Source organism: Xanthomonas codiaei, assembly GCF_002939785.1.
Lineage (GTDB): Bacteria > Pseudomonadota > Gammaproteobacteria > Xanthomonadales > Xanthomonadaceae > Xanthomonas > Xanthomonas codiaei.
The window spans coordinates 1-18,100 of the sequence record NZ_MDEC01000036.1; the positions used below are offsets into that span (position 1 = coordinate 1).

The following is an 18,100-nucleotide window of genomic DNA, read 5'->3' on the forward strand; positions in this document are numbered from 1 at the left end:
CCTGGCAGGACTCCACTTCGTCGTCTTCTCCATCCTCATGCTTGGAAATGCCGCGTCTCTATTTCAAAGTTCATAACACGCTCTAGCAAAACTACTGCGCGGCCGCCAGGCGGGCGCGGTAGGTGCTCGGAATCGGCATGTACCGCTCGTGCACTGCGGTTCCTCCGCGCCGTCCGCACCCACCTGACGACCGCTCGCTACGTTTTGTTAGCCGCTCTAAGGCTATGCGCACTCCTCACGCACAGTGAAGAGATATCCCTTCTCCCGCCGGGATATTGTCCTCCTTTATGGAGGAGAAGCTGCCCCGCAGGGGCGGATGAGGGTGCGGGCGAAGCCTCGATCGCCTGCGTAATTTGTCGTTCTGTTTGAGCGACGCCACACACTTTGGTACGACATCGCAAGTCCGCACGCGTCAGCGTCTGGCGACCAGCGAACTCAGAGCGGCTAACCGAGCGTAGCGAGCAGTCATCAGGTGCGTATGGAAGGCTCACTGCGAACCGCAGTGTCCGAGTGGCCATGCCGAGCACCGGCATGACCCGCCTCACAGCTGCGTAGTCGTGTCGTTAGCCGCCCTTGGCTCGCCGCTTGCTGAGCCCCGCTCAATCAGCATGGAAACGAATGCCCTGATTGATCTTGCATTGATACGCCAGCATCGGGCCGCGTTGTTGCAGCGCTGGCAGGTCGTACATGTAGGTGGTGAACCGCACACTGCCGTCCGGGCGCAGCTGGTACCGCATGAACTGCTGGATCGGCTTGCCGTCGTTGGCCACGGTGAAGTGCGAGCCGGAGAATGCGGCCGTGCCGTCCTCGGTGATGCGGTAGGCATCGATATGGCGGCCGCCGCGGGTCTGGCTGGCGGGCGTGCCTTGTTCGGGCGTGCAGAGACTGAGATTGGTGGTCAGGCTGACGTCGTAACCGGCGTCGAGTGCGGCAATGACGTCGGCGCGCGAATTGAGCGATTCGCTGGCCATGGCCGGCAGGGCACAGGCACACAGCGCGGCAGCAACGATGGCGGAAGCAAGACGGGGCATGGCGAACTCCAGGCAGACGAGGGAATCGAGCGCCCTGGACATCGGTGAGTCCAGGGCCTACACCATGACCCGGTCCTGCCCAACACCGTGCGCCGCACTACGCATCGCGCTGCATGTTTGCGCTGTTCGGCAACGCGCGTGCACGGGCGCACAATTCTGACCATGCCTGCATGCGCAGATCCGTTCTGCACTTGCCCGGGATGGCCTGCGCGCAGTGCCACCGCGCCCGTCACGCCGCACGAAACCGGCGAAGACCTGCCGGACGAGACGACGATCACCACGCTGCAGACCTGGATCGACAAGAACCGCGAGCAGGCTTGCCAAAGCCCGGCAGCAGCCCTACGCCCTGCCAGGTGGAACGCCGCCGCGCTTGGCCGTGCACAGCCAAGCGCAGCCCGCCTGCCCCGTGATCGCCGGATGGCAGCCCCAGCATCCGATCAGCAAGCGGACAGCCCCTTACGGCTCATCTGCGCACACCAGGCATGAGGTCAAACACGGGCTGCCTACAACCGGCCGTTGACCTCGCGCGGCACCTGCTCGGGTTCCGGCTGTAACGCCGGAGTGGCGCCCAGCAACAGCCGGTCGGCCAGTGCGCGCGTGGCCACGCGCAACTCAGGAACGGCGGTGATTTCCCAATAACGCCCGCGCAACAGCGGCCCCACGCAGTACAGCCCCGGCACGATCTGCCCGGTACCATCGCGCACGCGCAGTTGCGCATCGGTGTCCACGCCCAGCCCAAGCGGGTCGGCACGCAACAGGCCGGCTTCGCGCATGCCGGCGATCAATGGGTCGCTGGTCCGGTCGATATCGGTATCCAGTCCGGTGGCGCGAACAACCGCATCGAACCGCAGCGTCTGCGCATCGGCCGCGCCGCGCGCGCGGATCACCGCTTCCACGCCATCGGGAACCCAGCGCGCACGCAGCAGCCGCGCGGCCACGACCTGCAGCTGGCCGCCGGCCTGCAAGTGCGCCAGTTGCTCCGCCGCGCCCGGCGCCACCCGATGCCGCGCCACTTCCCAGTACGGCCGCAGATGGCGCAGGAAGCGCGCACGCTGCGCCAGTTCCAGGCGCTGCCACAGCGGCTGCAGATGCGGGCGCAGCGCATCCACCACGCGCCGCCAGTCGTCCACCACCGCGCTGAGCTGGCGCACACCGCGCAACAGGCCGCGCAGGTCGGCATCTTTGAGCGCGCGTTGCAGGTGCGGCGGCAACTCCAGCGGCGCGCCGGGCTGGCGCAGATGCGCCTGCGGCGCGAGCCCGCGCCGCGAGATCGCCAGCAGCCGTCCCTTGTGCCCGCGTGCGTGCAGGGTCAGCGCCACATCGACCATGGTCAGGCCCGCGCCGACGATCAGCACATCGTCATCCGGCGACAGCCGCGCCAGCGCATCGCCCTGCCACGGCCAGCCGATGTAGCGCGAATGCACGCTCAAGCGTGGGCCAATGCCGGCCAGCGCCTGCGGCTGCAGTCCACCCACCGCCAGCACCACGCGGTCGCTGTGGAAGGCATCGCCGTTGGCCAGGAACACACGAAAGCCCTTGCGCATCCGCTCCACCGCCACCGCCTCCTGCGACAACCGCACGATGGAGGCCTGCGCGCCGCTCACTGCCGCATCCAGTTCGCTGCGCAGATAGTCGCCATAGGCCAGCCGCGGCAGGAATTCCAACCGCCCGCTATCGCCCAGGTGCAAGGACTCGGCGAACGCAGCCGGCGCCTGGGCATCGATGCCCAGATCCTTGGCGCGCACATTGAGCAGGTGCTCCGGCCGCGCGGCACCGTAGGCGATGCCGCTGCCGAAGGTGTCGGCCACGCCGACCAGCGTGATGCGCACCTGTGCGTCGGCCGTCTGCGCCAGTGCACGGACCAGCGCGGTGCCGCAGAAGCCGGGACCGATGACGGTGATATGGGTTTCCATGTGCAACTCCCCACTGAATGACCCGCACGTTGTGCCCGTAGCGGGCCGCCAGTGTGTAAACGTTTGGTTAGCGACGAGCAACCGGAAAGGCATGAGCTGATCGCCAGCGGTGATGAGGCTTGCCGGGCAAGCGGCGCTTGGCGCAGATGGCAGCGAAATGACAGCGGCCGCCACCGCATTCGACATGGCCAATCGGAGATATGGACAGCGGGTAGGCCCTCTGCTGCGCAAGGCTGCCTGCGTCCGTGCTGCCCAACGCGTGCGGGCGATGCGCCTGAAAGCGCCAGGGGCCGACGCCGCGGATCTTCGCCAGCCCAGACCAGCGACGCCTGTGCAGCGGTGCCGGTCGGCGGCTGCGACGGATCTCGCATCGCTCACCGCATGGAGTGGCGTCGCATTTTCGCGATACCGCGTTGGGTGCCGATCTACCCGCACGGTTTAACCGAGGCGAGTCGTGCAGTGCCAGCTGTTCGATAATGCGCAGATGTGTTCTCAGGTCTCTGTCATGTCCGACTCCGCATCGCTTCCGCAACGTGTCCTGATCGCCGGGGGCAGCCGCGGCATTGGCCTGGCGATCGCCGACGCCTTCGTGCGCAATGGTGCGCAGGTGTCGATCTGCGCGCGTAACCCCGACGGCCTGACACAGGCGGCGCAGACGCTGGCGGCGCGCGGTACGCCGGTGCACACCCTGCCCTGCGACCTGGCCGACGCAGCACAGATCGAGCACTACGTGCAGGCCGCCGCGCAGGCATTGGGTGGCCTGGATGTGGTCGTCAACAATGCCTCCGGCTACGGTCACGGCACGGACGATGCCAGCTGGCAGGCCGGCCTGGAGATCGACCTGATGGCGGCCGTGCGCTGCAACCGCGCAGCCTTGCCGCATCTGCGCCGCAGCGCGGATGCGGTGATCCTCAACATCAGCTCGATCAACGCGCAACGCCCGACGCCGCGCGCGATTGCCTACTCCACCGCCAAGGCCGCGCTGAATTACTACACCACCACCCTGGCCGCCGAGCTGGCGCGCGAACGCATTCGCGTCAATGCCATCGCACCGGGCTCGATCGAGTTTCCCGACGGGCTATGGGACCAGCGCAGGCGCGAAGAGCCGGAACTGTACGCACGCATCCGCGACAGCATTCCGTTCGGCGGTTTCGGGCAGGTGCAGCACGTCGCTGACGCCGCATTGTTCCTGGCCTCGCCGCAGGCGCGCTGGATCACCGGGCAGGTGCTGGCGGTGGATGGCGGGCAGTCGCTGGGGGTGTGAGCAGCTGCCTCACCAGCGAAGGCGCCACTGCACACGCATTCGTAGGAGCGCGCCAGAGCGCGACGAGGCTTTACGAGTGAAGCCTCGTCGCGCTCTGGCGCGCTCCTACCAAGACACTCAGGCTTGCATCTCTCGCCCTGCGAACACGCGCAGGGAGCTGGTCAGCCAACCAGTTCCGCCGCCTCCACGCTGTGCTCGCCGCGCGCCGGTGACAACGCTGCGCTTACCATCGCCGCGGCAATCCGCTCGGCCGGGTTGATGCGGAACCGGCGCGGCAGGATCGGGCCCAGTGCGCCCAGTACGAGGCTACCGAGCTGTTCGCCGGTGCGGCGCTCCTCGCGTTCGCCGCCGATCAGGCCCGGGCGTACGAAGGTGAGCGAGGGGAAACCGACCTCGCGCAGATCGCGTTCCAGCTCGCCCTTGACCCGGTTGTAGAAGATACGCGAGCGCGCGTCGGCGCCAGCCGCCGAGTTCAGTACGAACACCGAGGTGCCCTGCGCGCAGGCGGCGCGCGCCAGCGCCATCGGGTAGTCGTGATCGATGCGATAGAAGGCCTCGCGCGAGCCGGCCTGTTTCATGGTGCTGCCCAGCGCGCAGATGGCCGCTTCCATGCGCGGCGCGGTCCAGCTGGACAGGCGCTCGAAGTCGATCACCTGGTTGCGCAGCTTGGGATGGATCTGGGTCAGCGGCCGGCGCGTCACCGCCACCACGCCGGTGCAACGCGCATCGGCCAGCAACTGCTGCAACACCTGCCTGCCGACCAACCCGGTGGCTCCTGCCAGCAATACGTCCATCAGGCCATCCTCGCCATCAGCGCGCCCCTTCGGAGACGATGCGCGCACTGCTGGCAATGCGGTCGCGTTCCACCGCCAGCAACGTCAACGAATGCGCCGGCGCCTTCCACTCGCTGCCGCCAGCGACCACGCGTCCGCCGTGGCGCGCGGTATCGACCAGCACGCGCCAGTGTTCGTCGTGCATCGCCGGCAGAATGAACGACACGCTGGTGGACGCGGCATTGATCAGCATCAGCAAGGTGACGTTGGCGGCGATCTCGCGCAGGCCGGTGGTCGGCGAGCGGCCATCCAGGCGCAGCATCAGCGCGCGCGCCTCCGGGTCGTGCCAGGCGGCTTCGTCCATCTCCACGCCATTGGGCGCCAGCCAGGTGAGATCCTTCAGGCCCAGCGCTTCGTCGAACTTGCCGTCGAAAAAGCGCGCGCGGTGCAGCAGCGGATAGCGCTGACGGATACGGATCAGCCGCCGCACGAACGCGGCCTGGTCGGCGGCGGCGGCCTTGGTGGCGGCGGTCCAGTCGATCCAGGTCAGCGCGTTGTCCTGGCAATAGGCGTTGTTGTTGCCGTTCTGGCTGTGGCCGAATTCATCGCCGGCCAGCAGCATCGGCGTGCCCTGCGACAGCAGCAAGGTGGCCAGCAGGTTGCGCATCTGCTGGCGGCGCAGCTGCTTGATCGCCGGGTCGTTGGTATCGCCTTCCACCCCGTAATTGGCGGAAATATTGTGGTCGCTGCCGTCACGGCCGTCCTCGCCGTTGGCCATGTTGTGCTTGCCTTCGTAACTCACCAGATCGCGCAGGGTGAAGCCATCGTGCGCGGTGACGAAGTTGACCGAGGCAGTGGGGCGGCGACCGCTGTGATTGAACAGGTCGGCCGAGCCGGTGAGGCGGGTGGCCAGTTCGGCCAGCTGGCCGGCATCGCCGCGCCAGAACGCACGTACGTTGTCGCGAAACTTGTCGTTCCACTCCACCCAGCCGGGCGGGAAATTGCCCACCTGATAGCCGCCGGGTCCGATGTCCCACGGCTCGGCGATCAACTTGGTCTGGCTCAGCACCGGGTCCTGCCGCACCGCATCCAGGAAGCTGCCCGACGGGTCGAAGCCGTAGCGCTCGCGTCCGAGAATGCTGGCCAGATCGAAACGGAAGCCATCCACGTGCATTTCCTGCACCCAGTAGCGCAGCGAATCCATCACCATGCGCAGCGCGCCGACGTTGGTCAGGTCGAAGGTGTTGCCGGTGCCGGTGTCGTTGATATAGAACCGGCGGTCGTCGGCCAGGCGGTAATAGCTGGCGTTGTCGATCCCCTTGAACGAGAGCGTGGGCCCGAGTTCGTTGCCTTCGGCGGTGTGGTTGTAGACCACGTCCAGCAGCACTTCCAGCCCGGCGTGGTGCAGCCGCGCCACCATCTGCTTGAATTCGGCCACGGTGCGCGTGGACATGTAGCGGCCTTGCGGGGCGAAAAAGCCCAGCGTGTTGTAGCCCCAGTAGTTGCGCAGGCCTTTTTCCAGCAGGTATTGATCGTCGACGAAGGCATGCACCGGCAGTAACTCCACCGCGGTGACGCCCAGGGAGCTGATGTGGTCGATCAGCTCGTCGGTCTTCAGCGCCGAGAACGTACCGCGATTTTCCGGCGGTACCGCCGGGTGCAGCATGCTCAGGCCGCGCACGTGTGCCTCATAGATCACCGTGCGGTTCCAAGGCGTCTGCGGCGGGCGGTCCTGGCCCCAGGTGAAGGCCGGGTCGATCACCGCGGACTTGGGCATGAATGCGGCGCTGTCGCGCCGGTCGAAGCTCAGGTCCTTGTCGCGGTGGCCGATGATGTAGCCGAACAGATGCGGCGCCCATTTGAGTTCACCGACAATCTGCTTGGCATACGGGTCCAGCAGCAATTTGTTGTGGTTGAAGCGGTGGCCGGCATCCGGCGCATAGGGGCCATGCACGCGGTAGCCGTACAGCTGGCCGGGGCGCGCGTCGGGCAGATAGCCGTGCCAGACCTCGTCGGTGTATTCGGGCAGTGCGATGCGTTCCTGCTCGCGGCCGCGCTCGTCGAACAGGCACAGTTCCACCCGCGTGGCGTTGCGCGAGTACAGCGCAAAGTTGACGCCCAGGCCATCCCAGGTGGCGCCTAGCGGGTTGGGACGGCCTTCGCGGATGCGCGAGCGCTGGGTGAACTTGCGAGTGGCCATCGATAACTCCTTGCTGCGGTGAACTCGGATACGGGAATCAGCACTGCGGGTCCATGGGCCTACGCCGGTGGAGGCGCACGCCGATCCTGCGCCAGGCACGTCGAAACGGTGACAGAGGCAGCGTTACTGACGTGCAGTGATCGGCGTGACCGCGTGCTCGGCGGCCTGCTCGGCCGCGCGCTCTTCGGCGGCCACCAGCCGCTCGGCCATCGCCCAATGGCGGTCCGCATGTCCGTCGGGACGGCCTTCGGCCTCCCAGATCTCCTGTGCCAACTGGCGAAGCCGTGCCTGCCGTTCCATGTCATTCATTGCGTGCGTTTCTCTCAGGGGTCTGGGGATGACGGGGTCGACAACACTGCCACCGGCGCACGTGCAAACAGCGTCGACAACGGCACGCGACCGCGCTGGGGCTGCAGCGTGCTGCCGTCGAGCACATTGCGGTAGGACGCTTCCGGCAAGGCCAATGCCGCCTGACCCCAACTGGCCGGCGGCACCAGCAGCGGGAGGTCTCCATCGCCCGACGCACCGGCGCCCAGCCGGGTCACCGCCACCACCAGCGACTGGCCGCGGTAGTGACGACGGAAGGCCAGCACCTGCGCATCGCCGCTGACGGCAACCTGCAAGGCTTGATAGTCACCCTTCGCAAATAGCGCCGGATGTTCGCGGCGCAGTTGCAGCAGCACCGCAGTCAGGCGGGCCTTGACCGCGCCATCGCGCCAGTTGCGCAGCAGCGTGGTCCAGTCGCGCGCCTGGTCCAGCCACTGCTGGCGTTGCGCATAGTCCACCGGGCGGCGGTTGTCCGGATCCACCAACGACAGGTCCCAGCCTTCGGTGCCCTGGTACAGATCGGGCACGCCCGGCACGGTCAGGCGCAGCGTGGTTTGCACCAGCGAATTGCGCGCACCGGCCGCGGCGATGCGGTTGCTGGCGCGCAGCAACGCGCGCCGCAGCGGCAACCCGGCGCGGCTGCACAGCACCTGCTCCACGGTGGCCTGTACCGCCTGTTCGTAGTCGGCCGAGCCATCGGTCCAGCTGGCATGCAGCTTGGCTTCGCGCACCGCCTTGAGCAGCCACTGCGCCACGCGCTCGGCAAAGGCGGCCAGCGGCTCGGCCTGGTCGGCGCCCAGCCCGATCGGCCAGGCCGCCACCAGGGTCTGCCACAGCATCTGCTGATCGCCCCCGGCCAGGGCCGGCGCATCCAGCGCTTCGGCCAGGGTGTCGAACTGGGTACTTTGCTCGATCCACCAGCGCGGCTGTTCGGACAGCACGGCCAACCGCATGCGCAGGTCTTCGCCGCGCTTGTGATCGTGCGTGGCAGTGGCCAGCAGCGCGCGCGGATAGTGCCTGGCGCGCTCAAGGTTCTGCGCGTGGAACTGCGCCGCCTCATTGGCGAAGTGGGTCGGGTGGCTGCCCACCTCGTTGCGCGACAGCAGCACGCCATGCCGATAGAACGCGGTGTCTTCCACCGCCTTGGCATTGAGCGGCGCGGAGAGCTGTTCGACGCGGCGGCGCAGGATGCGCCGCAAGGCGATCTGCGCGCGATCGGCGCCGGTATCGTCCAGCAGCCAGCGCTCGATGGCATTCACTGCCGCCACGATCGATTCGGGCATGCCCTCGCGTGCACGCGCGGCGGTGGCGCGCAGGCGCTCGGCTTCGCTGCCGCCGATGCCCTTGGGGCCGGCGTAGGTGCGGTACACCGGGAACCAGCGCAGCAGCACGCACAGCCCGCGTGCCAGCATCTGCGGGCTGAACTCGCGGGTGGGCGGGTCCAATCGCGCCAGCGCCGACAACGCACCCACGGCGCGATTGAATTCGGTCTGCAGCGGGCCACGCAGCATCTCGTCGCGTGCGTTGCGCTCTTCCTGCGCAAAATCGCCGCTGCGGCCGCTGGTCTTCTGCCAGGCGCGTGCCAGCGGCTTGAAGCCGGCCGCGTCGTGCAGCACGCCGCCCACCTGGTCCATGAAGTCGTAGCCGGTGGTGCCATCGCACGGCCAGTCGGCCGGCAGGTGTTCGCCGGGGGCGAGGATCTTTTCCAGATACAGCCCCAGCGTGCCGGGTTTGAGCCCGCGCGTACGCCCGGCCGCATCCAGCCGGCTGCGCAGCTTGCGCACATACCCGGTGGGATCGGTGAGCCCGTCCACGTGATCGATGCGCAGGCCATCCAGATGGCCTTCGGCCACCAGTCGCAGCGGCAGCGCATGCACCGCGTCGAACACGGCCGGCAGCTCCACCCGCAACGCCACCAGCGAGGTGATGTCGAAGAAGCGGCGGTAGTTGAGCATGTCGTTGCCCACACGCCACCAGTTCAGGCGATACGGCTGGCGCTCGATCAACTTGTGCAGGCGGCCATCGCCGCGCTTGGCGCCATCGTTGTAGTCGCGCAGCCACTGCGCGCGTGCCGCTTTGTCCGGCACCTCCAGCGTCTGTGCCCGGATCGGGTAGCGCTGGTCGTAATGCGCCAGGGCGGCGCTGCCGACTTCGTCCACCACCAGGGTGATCAGGCCTTCGGCCAGGGCGCTGGCATACGGGCGATCCAGCACCGCCAGCCACAGCTTGCCGTCGCGGCCCGGGGCGCGCCAGTCGATGTCGAACCAGTCGGCATGCCTGGCACTACGGCCATGCCGCAGTACATCCCACCACCACGCGTTGTCTGCATGCGTGGCCATGTGGTTGGGCACGATGTCGGCGATCAGCCCCATGCCGTGTTCGCGCGCGGCCTTGGACAGCGCAACCAGCGCTTGTTCGCCGCCGAGTTCGGGGTTGACCACCGTGGGGTCGATGTTGTCGTAGCCGTGCGTGGAGCCCGGCACCGCCGTGCCGATCGGCGACAGGTACAGATGGCTGATGCCCAGGCCGGCGTAGTACGGCACCTGCGCGCGTGCATCGTGCAGGGTGAAGCCGGCATGCAGCTGCAGGCGGGCGGTGGCGCGAAGCTCGATCATGACTGGGAGTCCGAAACGGCCGCGACGCGACGCGCCTCGGCAACGCCGTGCAGCGCCGTGGTCAGGCGCGCATGCGGCAAGGGATCGGGCAGGCGTCGGCGCCAGTTGGGATGGACCTCGACGGTGCCCGGCAGATTGGGTTGTTCTTCCAGCGCCAGCGCATCTTCCACCGGCAGCAGCACCAGCGGCGACACGCCGCTGGCGGTGAAGCGCAGCGCGCCCAGCAACCGGTCCTCGCCGTGCAGGCCGGCGTGTTCCACCGCGGCATCCAGGCGGGCCAGGTCCTGCGTGCGCGCCTTGGCGTCATCGGCCGCCTGGGCGGGCTGGATCAGCTCCAGCTGGCGACGCCAGTCGATATCGCGGCCCTTGCGCCAGCCGGTGAGCGTGGGCAGATCGTGGGTGGTAGTGGTGGCCACCGCATCCGGGCGCCACAGCGCCGGGGCGATGAATGCACCGTGCCTGTCGCGGGTGAACATCAGCACATCGATGCCCATCACCCCGCGCTGGGACAGCTCTTCGCGGATGCCCGGCGGCACCACGCCCAGGTCCTCGCCGATCACGATCGCGCGGTGGCGCCAGGATTCCAGCGCCAGCAGGTTGAGCAGGTCGTGCAGCGGATAGGACAGGTAGGCGCCTTCGTTGGAGCCGGCGCCATCGGGCACCACCCACAGCCGCAGCAGGCCCAGGATGTGATCGATGCGGATGCCGCCGCGCTCGCGCAGCACCGCGCGCAACAGCGCGATGTACGGTGCGAAGCCGCTGCGCCGCAGGGCGGTGGGCGAATACGCACCGATGCCCCAGTGCTGGCCGTCGGCATTGAAGGCGTCCGGCGGCGCGCCCAGCACCAGCCCACGCAACACGGTATCGCCGGCTGCAGCCGCTTCGGCGCCCTTGGGGTCGAAGCCCACTGCCAGATCGGCGATCAGGCCGATCTTCATGCCGCGCTCGTGCGCTTCGCGCTGTGCGTCGGCCCAACTGCGCGCGGCCAGCCACTGCGTGAACACATGCAGCTGCGGATCGTTGTCGCCGAAATCGCGTGCGGCAAACCGGGCGAATCCCTCCAGCTCCGCGCCACCTGCCGTGCGGAACGCCAGCAGATCCGGATGATCCGGCGACACCCGCGCGTACAGCTCGCGCAGCAAGCGCCACTTGGCCTGCGCCGAGGCCGGCCAGTCGATCAAGGCATGGCTGTGCAGTGCGTCGAAGTGCTCGCGCAGGCCCGGCACGGCAGCGAGTGCTTCCAGCGCGGTCTCGCCGAGCACGCGCACCGGTGCGGCGTGCAGCGGGTCGAAGAAACGCCGGTCGCTGGGCGAATACGGGCTGTAGCCGCCGGTGACCGGACGTGAAGCGTGCACCGGGCTCAGTGCCAGCGTATCGGCGCCAGCCAATGCCGCATGCCGCAACCATTCGACCGTGCCGGCGGCATCGCCGATGCCGGCATCGTCGGGGCTGCAGGCCGAATACACCTGCAGCGCCATGCCCCAGGCCCGTGGTGCGGCCTGGCCGCAGGCATCGGCCACGCTGAAACAGCGCTGCGGCGCAACCGCCACCTGCTGCGTGATTCCGCCGATTTCCAGTGTCCAGTAACCATAGCGTTGCGGCGCACGCAGCTGCCCCTGTGCGTTGGCCTGCGCCGCTTCGCTGGCGCCGCTGTCGTCGGTCCAGCGGCCACTGGCATTGGCGCCAACGCGCAGCGCCAGCGGCGCGCCCACCTGCGCGGTGAGCAGGGCGGCCGGTTCAGCCGCCTGCGCCTGGCAGCGGCGCAGGCTGTCCTCGCGCTGCGCGGCGGTGGCGGCCGGCAACTCCAGCGCGGTGAGCACCGCCTGCAGCGACGGCTCGGACACCTGCCGCGGTTGATCGCTGGCATCCACCCAATCGACCATCACCCCGGCCGCGCTGGCCAGGGCGTGCAGGGAATCGGCGCTCATGCCTGCGCCTCGTGCCAGGCGATGAAGCCATCGACCGGCAGCAGCTGCGCGGCGACATCCACGTTTTCGGCATGCACCACCTGCCCGCGCCGCGGTGGCAGCGGCACGGCCGCAGCGCCCACATTGAAGGCGATATGCCACAACCCGCCCGGCAGCTCCCAGCTGGCGGTCACCGCGCCATCAGCCAGGACGCTGGCACGCAGCGCGCGCGCCTGTGCCAGGTCCGGCACCAGCCACTGGCGCCGCACGCCCAGCAGCGCAGTGAACCAGGCCGCCCATTGCGCGCCCTCGCCGTGCGCGGCGTCTTCGAGCGGCGAACGCGAGGCGGCGAAGGTGGCCTGGCTGTTCGGATCGGGAATGGTGGCGCGCTGCTCCGGATCGGCGAACGCGGCAAAGTGCGCGAACTCGCGGCGGCGGCCTTCGCGCACCGCCTCGTCCAGCGGCGGGCCGAAATCGGTGAAGAACAGGAATGGTTGGGTGGCGCCCCACGGTTCGCCCATGAAGAACAGCGGGATCATCGGCGTCAACGCGGTCAGCGCCAGTGCCGCACGCAAGCGCTGCGGCGAGACCAGCACGCTCAGCCGTTCGCCGCGTGCGCGGTTGCCGATCTGGTCGTGGTTCTGCGCGAACACCACGAACTTGTGCGGCGGCAATGCCCCGCTCGGTTCGCCACGCACATGCCCGCGCGGGTCCGGCTCGCCCTGGTAGGCGAAGCCTTCGCCGAGCACGCGCGCCAGGTGTTCGGTCGGCTTGTCGGCGAACGCGGCGTAATAGCCTTCGGCTTCACCGGTCAGCAGCACATGCAGCGCATTGTGGAAGTCGTCGTCCCACTGCGCCGTATAGCCGCGTTGCAGCTGCGAGGCCTGGTTGGCTTCGTTCTCCAGCACCAGGTGCACGTGGCGACCGGCGGGCAGGCTGGCGTCGATGGTCTCGCGCAAGGTGTCCAGGAAGGCGTTCGGGGTGATCGCGTGCACCGCGTCCAGGCGCAGCCCGTCGAAACGGTACTCGTGCAGCCACATCAGCGCGTTGTCGAGGAAGTAGCGCTGCACCGGCGGCTTGCGGAAATCGATCGCCGCCCCCCATGGGGTGGGCTTGTCTTCGTTGAAGAACGGGGCTGCGTAGCTGTGCAGATAATTGCCGTCCGGACCGAAGTGGTTGTAGACCACGTCCAGCAGCACCATCAGGCCATGCCCGTGCGCGGCGTCGATCAATGCCTTCAGTTCGTCCGGCGTGCCATAGGCCTGCGCCGGCGCATACGGCAGCACGCCGTCGTAGCCCCAATTGTGCGCACCGGGGAAGGCACTCAGCGGCATCAGTTCGATCGCGGTGATGCCCATCGCCGCCAGCTGCGGCAGCTGCGCCTGCACGCCTGCATAGCCACCGCAGGCACCTACGTGCAGTTCGTAGATCACCGCCTCGTCCCAGGGCCGGCCCTGCCATTGCGGGTGGCTCCAGCGGTAGCCATCGGTGGGCTGCACGGCGCTGGCGCCATGCACGCCGTCCGGCTGCCAGCGCGAGGCCGGATCCGGTACCGGATCGCCCCCGTCGATGCTGTAGCGATAGCGCGCACCGGCGGCACAGGCCAGCACCGCACTGAAGAAGCCGTCCGCCCCCGCCTGCAGCGCAGCGCGCGCGCCATCGGCGAACACCACCTCCACGCGGCTTGCCTCCGGCGCCCAGAGCGCGAAGCGCACCTGTCCTTCACCCGCTGGCCATGCGCCCCAGGCCGGGGTGGTCGCGTCGCGCTCGTTCATTGTCAGTTCTCCGCTTGCAGGTAGATCGTGGCCAGCGGCGGCAGGGTCAGGCGCAGCCGTTGCGCATGCCCATGCATGCCCATCGGCTCGGTCGCCAGGCGACCGCCGTTGCCGAGGTTGCTGCCACCGTAGTGGGCGCTATCGGTATTGAGGATTTCGCGCCAGGCGCCGGCACGCGGCACGCCCACGCCGTAGTCGTGCAGCGGTTGCGGAGTGAGGTTGCTCACCGCCAGCAGCGGCACGCCGCCGCCGTCGGGATCGTGGCGGATGAAGGCCAGCACGCTGTTGCGCGCATCGTCGGCCACGCTCCAGTCGAACCCCTCGGCACGGTAGGTGCCGCGGTACAGCGCTGGCACGCGCCGCAGCGCGGCATTGAGATCGCCCACCAGCCGTTGCATGCCGCGATGCGGGGCGCCATCGAGCAGGTGCCAGTCCAGCGACTGGTCGTGATTCCAGTCGGCCCACTGGCCGAATTCGGCGCCCATGAACAGCAGCTTGTCGCCCGGGTGCGCCCACATCAGCGCCAGGTAGGCGCGCAGGTTGGCAAAGCGCCGCCAGTCGTCGCCGGGCATCTGCCCGAGCAGGCCACCGCTGCCATGCACCACTTCGTCGTGCGATAGCGGCAGCACGAAGCGCTCGGAGAACGCGTACACCAGGCCGAAGGTGAGCTGGCTGTGGTGCTGGGCGCGCTCGGCCGGATCGCGCTGCATGTAGCTCAGCGTGTCGTGCATCCAGCCCATGTTCCACTTGTGGGTGAAGCCCAGCCCGCCATCGGCCAGCGGTGCGGTCACCCCTGGCCAGGCGGTGGATTCTTCGGCGATGGTCAGCACGCCGGGAAAGCGTGCGGCGATCTCCCCGTTGAGCTGGCGCAGGAAGGCCACCGCTTCCAGGTTCTCGCGGCCGCCGTGCGCATTGGGCACCCACTCGCCCTCGGCACGGCCGTAGTCGCGATACAGCATCGAGGCCACCGCATCCACGCGCAGGCCATCGAGGTGGTAGTGGTCGATCCACTCCAGCGCACTGCCCAACAGGAACGCGGTCACTTCCGGGCGGCCGTAGTTGTAGATCAGCGTATTCCAGTCGCGGTGCATGCCTTCGCGCGGGTCGGCGTGCTCGTACAGGGCCGCGCCATCGAACTGCGCCATGCCGTGTGCGTCATCGGGAAAGTGCGCGCTGACCCAATCCAGGATCACGCCGATGCCGGCGCGATGGCAGGCATCGACAAAGGCGGCAAAACCATCCGGGCTGCCATGCCGCGCGGTGGGCGCATACAGGCCCAGCGGTTGGTAGCCCCACGATCCACCAAACGGGTGCTCGGTGATCGGCAGCAGTTCGATATGGGTGAAGCCGAGCTGCTGCACATACGGAATCAGCTGCCCGGCCAGGCTGGGCCAGTCCAGCGGCTGGTCATGCCCGTCGCGACGCCACGAAGCCGCGTGCACCTCATAGATGGACATCGGCGCCGGCAAGGCCTGCGCACTGCGCCGGCGCATCCAGTCGGCATCGGTCCAGGCGAATGCTGCGTCACCGGGCACCACCGAGGCGGTGGCCGGCGGCAGCTCGCTCTGGCGCGCCACCGGGTCGGCCTTGAACAGCACGCGGCCATCGGCAGCGGTGATGGCGTACTTGTAGCGCGCACCGGCTTCCACGCGCGGCAGGAACAGCTCCCAGAAGCCACCACTTCGCTGGCGCATCGGGTGCCGCCGCGCCTCCCAGCCATTGAAGTCGCCGACCACGGCCACGCGCTGCGCGTGCGGTGCCCATACCGCAAAGCACACCCCCGGCACGTCGCCGCAGCGCATGTGCTGGGCGCCCAGCGCGCGGCGCAGCGCCTGCCCGTCGCCGGCGGCGATCTGCAGCAGCAACGATTCGTCCAGGATCGGGCCGAATGCGTAGGGGTCTTCGATCTCCTGCACCACGTCCGGCCACACGATGCGCAGCCGGTACGAGCCGTCGCCGGCCAGTTCGCCTTCGAACAGGCCATCGGTCTCGGTGGCCTGCATGCGTGCCAGCAGCTTGCCGCGCGGATCGATCAAGCCCATCGCCTCGGCGCCTGGTGCCAGCACGCGCACGCGGCGGCGCCCGTCGGCCTGCGGATGCGGGCCCAGCACCGTGAATGCATCGGCGGGCAGACCCTGGGCAAGTGCCTGCAGGGTCTGCGCAACATCGGACATACCTTCCGTGGTCACCGCGTCAGTTTCCGTCTCCTGGCCCTGCCCGCCCAACCGTTCGCTCATGACACCGTCGCAAGCGCGGGCGCGGTGGCAGCGGTGTGTTCGTAAAGGGAGAGGTACTTCTTGCCGGCCACATCCCAGCCGCTGGGGCGCAGCATCGCCGCCCGGCGCATCGCCGCCAGCAGGCTGGGCAGGCGGAAGGTACGGAAGGCGCGTTCCAGGCAGCGGCGCAGCGCCTCCACGCTGGCGTGCTGGAACAGGAAGCCGGTGACGCCGTCGTCCACGGTGTCGATCAGCCCGCCAGTGGCGTGGGCGATCGGCAGGCAGCCAAAGCGTTGTGCATACATCTGGCTCAGGCCGCAGGGCTCGAACCGCGACGGCATCAGCAGGAAGTCGGCACCGGCGAACATGCGCCGTGCCAGGCCTTCCTCAAAGCCGATGAAGGCGCCGACCTGGCCGGGATAGCGGCGGGTCAGCTCGGCCACCTGCTGCTCGATCTCCGGCTCGCCGCCGCCGATCACCGCGATCTGGCCACCGGCAGCCACGATCTGCGGAGCGACCTCGCAGATCAGGTCCAGGCCCTTCTGGTGCACCAGCCGCGAGACCACCGCAAACAGCGGGCCGGTGCTCTCGCGCAGCCCGAAGGCCTTGCGCACCTGCCCGGCGTTGGCCTGACGGCCCTGCCAGTGGTTCACGCTGAAATGCGCATCCAGGTGCGCGTCGGTGCGCGGGTCCCAGCTGGCATCGATGCCGTTGACGATCCCGGTCAGCGCGCCCTTGGCAGCGCGGCCGGCCAGCAGCCGGTCCAGCCCGCAGCCCTGTGCCGGGCCGGTGATCTGTTTGGCATAGCTGACGCTGACGGTATTGACGTGGTCGGCATTGACGATGCCGCCGCGCAGGAACGACATCTGCCCGTAGAACTCCAGCTCGGCCACGCGCTCGGCGGGAATGCCCAGCGCCGCAGCCATCGAATACGGCACCAGGCCCTGGTAGGCCAGGTTGTGGATGGTGAGCAGGCACGGGGTGGTGCCGCCGGACCAGCGCACATAGCCGGCCGCCAGCGCACACGGCCAATCGTTGAGATGCAGCAGGCGCGGCTTCCAGCCCAGCCCGGCATGGCCGGCGGCGATCTGCGCGGCGGCGTGCGACAAGGTGGCGAAACGGATGGCATTGTCTTCGAACTCCGAACCGCTGGTGCTCACGTACGGCGAGCCATCGCGTTCGAACAGTTCCTTGGACAGCAGGATATAGATCGGCAAGCCGTCCGATTGCACGATACGGCCGATGTCGCAGGCCGGCAGCGCGGCATGCGCCAGCACACGGCCCACGATCTCGACCTTGCCGGCGCGCTCGAGCACCGCGCGATACCCGGGGATCAACACGCGCACGTCATAGCGATGACGCAGCGCGCGCGGCAGTGCGGCCGCCACATCGCCCAGACCACCGGCCTTGATGAAGTCGGCCATCTCCGACACCACGAACAACGCACCGCGCGTGTCGGCCAGCGACACCGGCAGACGCTCGTGATGGCGGATGAAGCGCCCGCGCGCGTCGCGCGGCCGCCCGCTCTTCTTCAGCGTGGGGATCAACGCGCTGCGCTCGAGGCGTGCGCTGGTAGCGTGGAGCGGCATCATGGCAACCATCTAAACGTCCGTCGTAAAGTGGGTGGAGACGGAAAACGGCGAAGCGACAACCATCGTCTGCCGATCGGGCCAGACGACATGCAACGAATGAGGAGCGGGGCCAACGCGCGTACTCCACGTCGTCCTTGTCGATGAATCTACACCCCGACCAAATAAAATATGCGTGAACATGTGCTGACTTTTCTGCGACAGCCACATTCCATCGCGCACGGTTGCGCATGCCGACAGGCATAAGCGATGCATCGCAGTGCAACGACATCCCCGCATCGGTGCACTGGCACTGCGATGCACCGAATGCGGGAGAACCCGGCCGCGCTCGTCGTCATCTGCGTGACTTGTTCATGCCTGGGTTCACGACGTTCTCGGCACCGCCCTTCGCGAGGGAGACATGCCGTGCCGCGACGCCACGGTCGGGCCTGCTCAAGCGGCCTGCGCCTGCGCCGATAAAGAGCGTTAGCACGTCGACCTTTTCGAGATC

General features: G+C 68.3%; 11 protein-coding genes and 2 other RNA genes. 2 read left to right on the top strand and 11 right to left on the bottom strand.

Annotation, left to right across the window (positions count from 1 at the left end; all coding sequences use genetic code 11):
* Nucleotides 1–137: 137 nt before the first annotated feature.
* A non-coding RNA gene (locus XcodCFBP4690_RS19370) (sX9 sRNA) lies at nt 138–213 on the top strand.
* A 229-nt stretch (nt 214–442) separates the two neighbouring features.
* Here XcodCFBP4690_RS19370 and XcodCFBP4690_RS19375 read toward each other — a convergent pair.
* The 3 genes from XcodCFBP4690_RS19375 to XcodCFBP4690_RS19385 all read right to left on the bottom strand — a co-directional run bounded on the left by XcodCFBP4690_RS19375 (nt 443) and on the right by XcodCFBP4690_RS19385 (nt 2,944).
* A non-coding RNA gene (locus XcodCFBP4690_RS19375) (sX9 sRNA) lies at nt 443–518 on the bottom strand.
* Nucleotides 519–599: 81 nt separating this feature from the next.
* On the bottom strand, nt 600–1,031 hold the full coding sequence (locus XcodCFBP4690_RS19380) for a VirK family protein (protein WP_104543583.1): 432 nt from the start codon (nt 1,029–1,031) through the stop codon (nt 600–602).
* A gap of 503 nt (nt 1,032–1,534) precedes the next feature.
* On the bottom strand, nt 1,535–2,944 hold the full coding sequence (locus XcodCFBP4690_RS19385) for an FAD/NAD(P)-binding protein (RefSeq protein WP_104543585.1): 1,410 nt from the start codon (nt 2,942–2,944) through the stop codon (nt 1,535–1,537).
* 505 nt (nt 2,945–3,449) lie between these two features.
* Here XcodCFBP4690_RS19385 and XcodCFBP4690_RS19390 point away from each other — a divergent pair.
* Entirely contained in the window at nt 3,450–4,208 is a 759-nt protein-coding gene (locus XcodCFBP4690_RS19390) for an SDR family NAD(P)-dependent oxidoreductase (protein WP_104543587.1), read from the top strand.
* A 161-nt stretch (nt 4,209–4,369) separates the two neighbouring features.
* On the opposite strand, the gene XcodCFBP4690_RS19395 is transcribed toward XcodCFBP4690_RS19390, so the two are convergent.
* From XcodCFBP4690_RS19395 to glgA, 8 genes are all read right to left on the bottom strand, one after another.
* Nucleotides 4,370–5,002 (bottom strand): NAD(P)H-binding protein, encoded by a 633-nt coding sequence (locus XcodCFBP4690_RS19395; protein ID WP_104543589.1) that lies wholly within the window; start codon nt 5,000–5,002, stop codon nt 4,370–4,372.
* 16 nt (nt 5,003–5,018) lie between these two features.
* A complete protein-coding gene (gene glgX / locus XcodCFBP4690_RS19400; RefSeq protein ID WP_104543591.1) occupies nt 5,019–7,181 on the bottom strand; it encodes a glycogen debranching protein GlgX in 2,163 nt (720 codons plus the stop codon).
* A 123-nt stretch (nt 7,182–7,304) separates the two neighbouring features.
* Nucleotides 7,305–7,490, bottom strand: a complete 186-nt coding sequence (locus XcodCFBP4690_RS19405; RefSeq protein WP_104543593.1) for a DUF2934 domain-containing protein — start codon at nt 7,488–7,490, stop codon at nt 7,305–7,307.
* 14 nt (nt 7,491–7,504) lie between these two features.
* Entirely contained in the window at nt 7,505–10,123 is a 2,619-nt protein-coding gene (gene treY, locus XcodCFBP4690_RS19410) for a malto-oligosyltrehalose synthase (protein WP_104543595.1), read from the bottom strand.
* Nucleotides 10,120–12,051 carry a 4-alpha-glucanotransferase gene (locus XcodCFBP4690_RS19415; protein WP_104543597.1) on the bottom strand — a complete coding sequence of 644 codons (1,932 nt, stop codon included), beginning with the start codon at nt 12,049–12,051 and terminating at the stop codon, nt 10,120–10,122. Before XcodCFBP4690_RS19415 ends, treY begins: the two co-directional genes overlap by 4 nt.
* Nucleotides 12,048–13,805 carry a malto-oligosyltrehalose trehalohydrolase gene (treZ, locus tag XcodCFBP4690_RS19420; RefSeq protein WP_104543599.1) on the bottom strand — a complete coding sequence of 586 codons (1,758 nt, stop codon included), beginning with the start codon at nt 13,803–13,805 and terminating at the stop codon, nt 12,048–12,050. Before treZ ends, XcodCFBP4690_RS19415 begins: the two co-directional genes overlap by 4 nt.
* Before the next feature lie 2 nt (nt 13,806–13,807).
* On the bottom strand, nt 13,808–16,042 hold the full coding sequence (locus XcodCFBP4690_RS19425) for a 1,4-alpha-glucan branching enzyme (protein ID WP_104543601.1): 2,235 nt from the start codon (nt 16,040–16,042) through the stop codon (nt 13,808–13,810).
* Nucleotides 16,039–17,622 (bottom strand): glycogen synthase GlgA, encoded by a 1,584-nt coding sequence (gene glgA, locus XcodCFBP4690_RS19430; protein ID WP_146091977.1) that lies wholly within the window; start codon nt 17,620–17,622, stop codon nt 16,039–16,041. The genes XcodCFBP4690_RS19425 and glgA overlap by 4 nt, the downstream gene beginning before the upstream one ends.
* Between the last annotated feature and the right edge of the window lie 478 nt (nt 17,623–18,100).

Bases quoted from the DNA above. Each gene is read 5' to 3' on its own strand.
- XcodCFBP4690_RS19395 (WP_104543589.1), bottom strand. From the start codon at position 5,002: ATGGACGTATTGCTGGCAGGAGCCACCGGGTTGGTCGGCAGGCAGGTG.
- treZ (WP_104543599.1), bottom strand. From the start codon at position 13,805: ATGAACGAGCGCGACGCGACCACCCCGGCCTGGGGCGCATGGCCAGCG.
- XcodCFBP4690_RS19380 (WP_104543583.1), bottom strand. From the start codon at position 1,031: ATGCCCCGTCTTGCTTCCGCCATCGTTGCTGCCGCGCTGTGTGCCTGT.
- XcodCFBP4690_RS19425 (WP_104543601.1), bottom strand. From the start codon at position 16,042: ATGAGCGAACGGTTGGGCGGGCAGGGCCAGGAGACGGAAACTGACGCG.
- XcodCFBP4690_RS19390 (WP_104543587.1), top strand. From the start codon at position 3,450: ATGTCCGACTCCGCATCGCTTCCGCAACGTGTCCTGATCGCCGGGGGC.
- XcodCFBP4690_RS19405 (WP_104543593.1), bottom strand. From the start codon at position 7,490: ATGAATGACATGGAACGGCAGGCACGGCTTCGCCAGTTGGCACAGGAG.
- XcodCFBP4690_RS19385 (WP_104543585.1), bottom strand. From the start codon at position 2,944: ATGGAAACCCATATCACCGTCATCGGTCCCGGCTTCTGCGGCACCGCG.
- XcodCFBP4690_RS19415 (WP_104543597.1), bottom strand. From the start codon at position 12,051: ATGAGCGCCGATTCCCTGCACGCCCTGGCCAGCGCGGCCGGGGTGATG.
- glgX (WP_104543591.1), bottom strand. From the start codon at position 7,181: ATGGCCACTCGCAAGTTCACCCAGCGCTCGCGCATCCGCGAAGGCCGT.
- glgA (WP_146091977.1), bottom strand. From the start codon at position 17,622: ATGGTTGCCATGATGCCGCTCCACGCTACCAGCGCACGCCTCGAGCGC.
- treY (WP_104543595.1), bottom strand. From the start codon at position 10,123: ATGATCGAGCTTCGCGCCACCGCCCGCCTGCAGCTGCATGCCGGCTTC.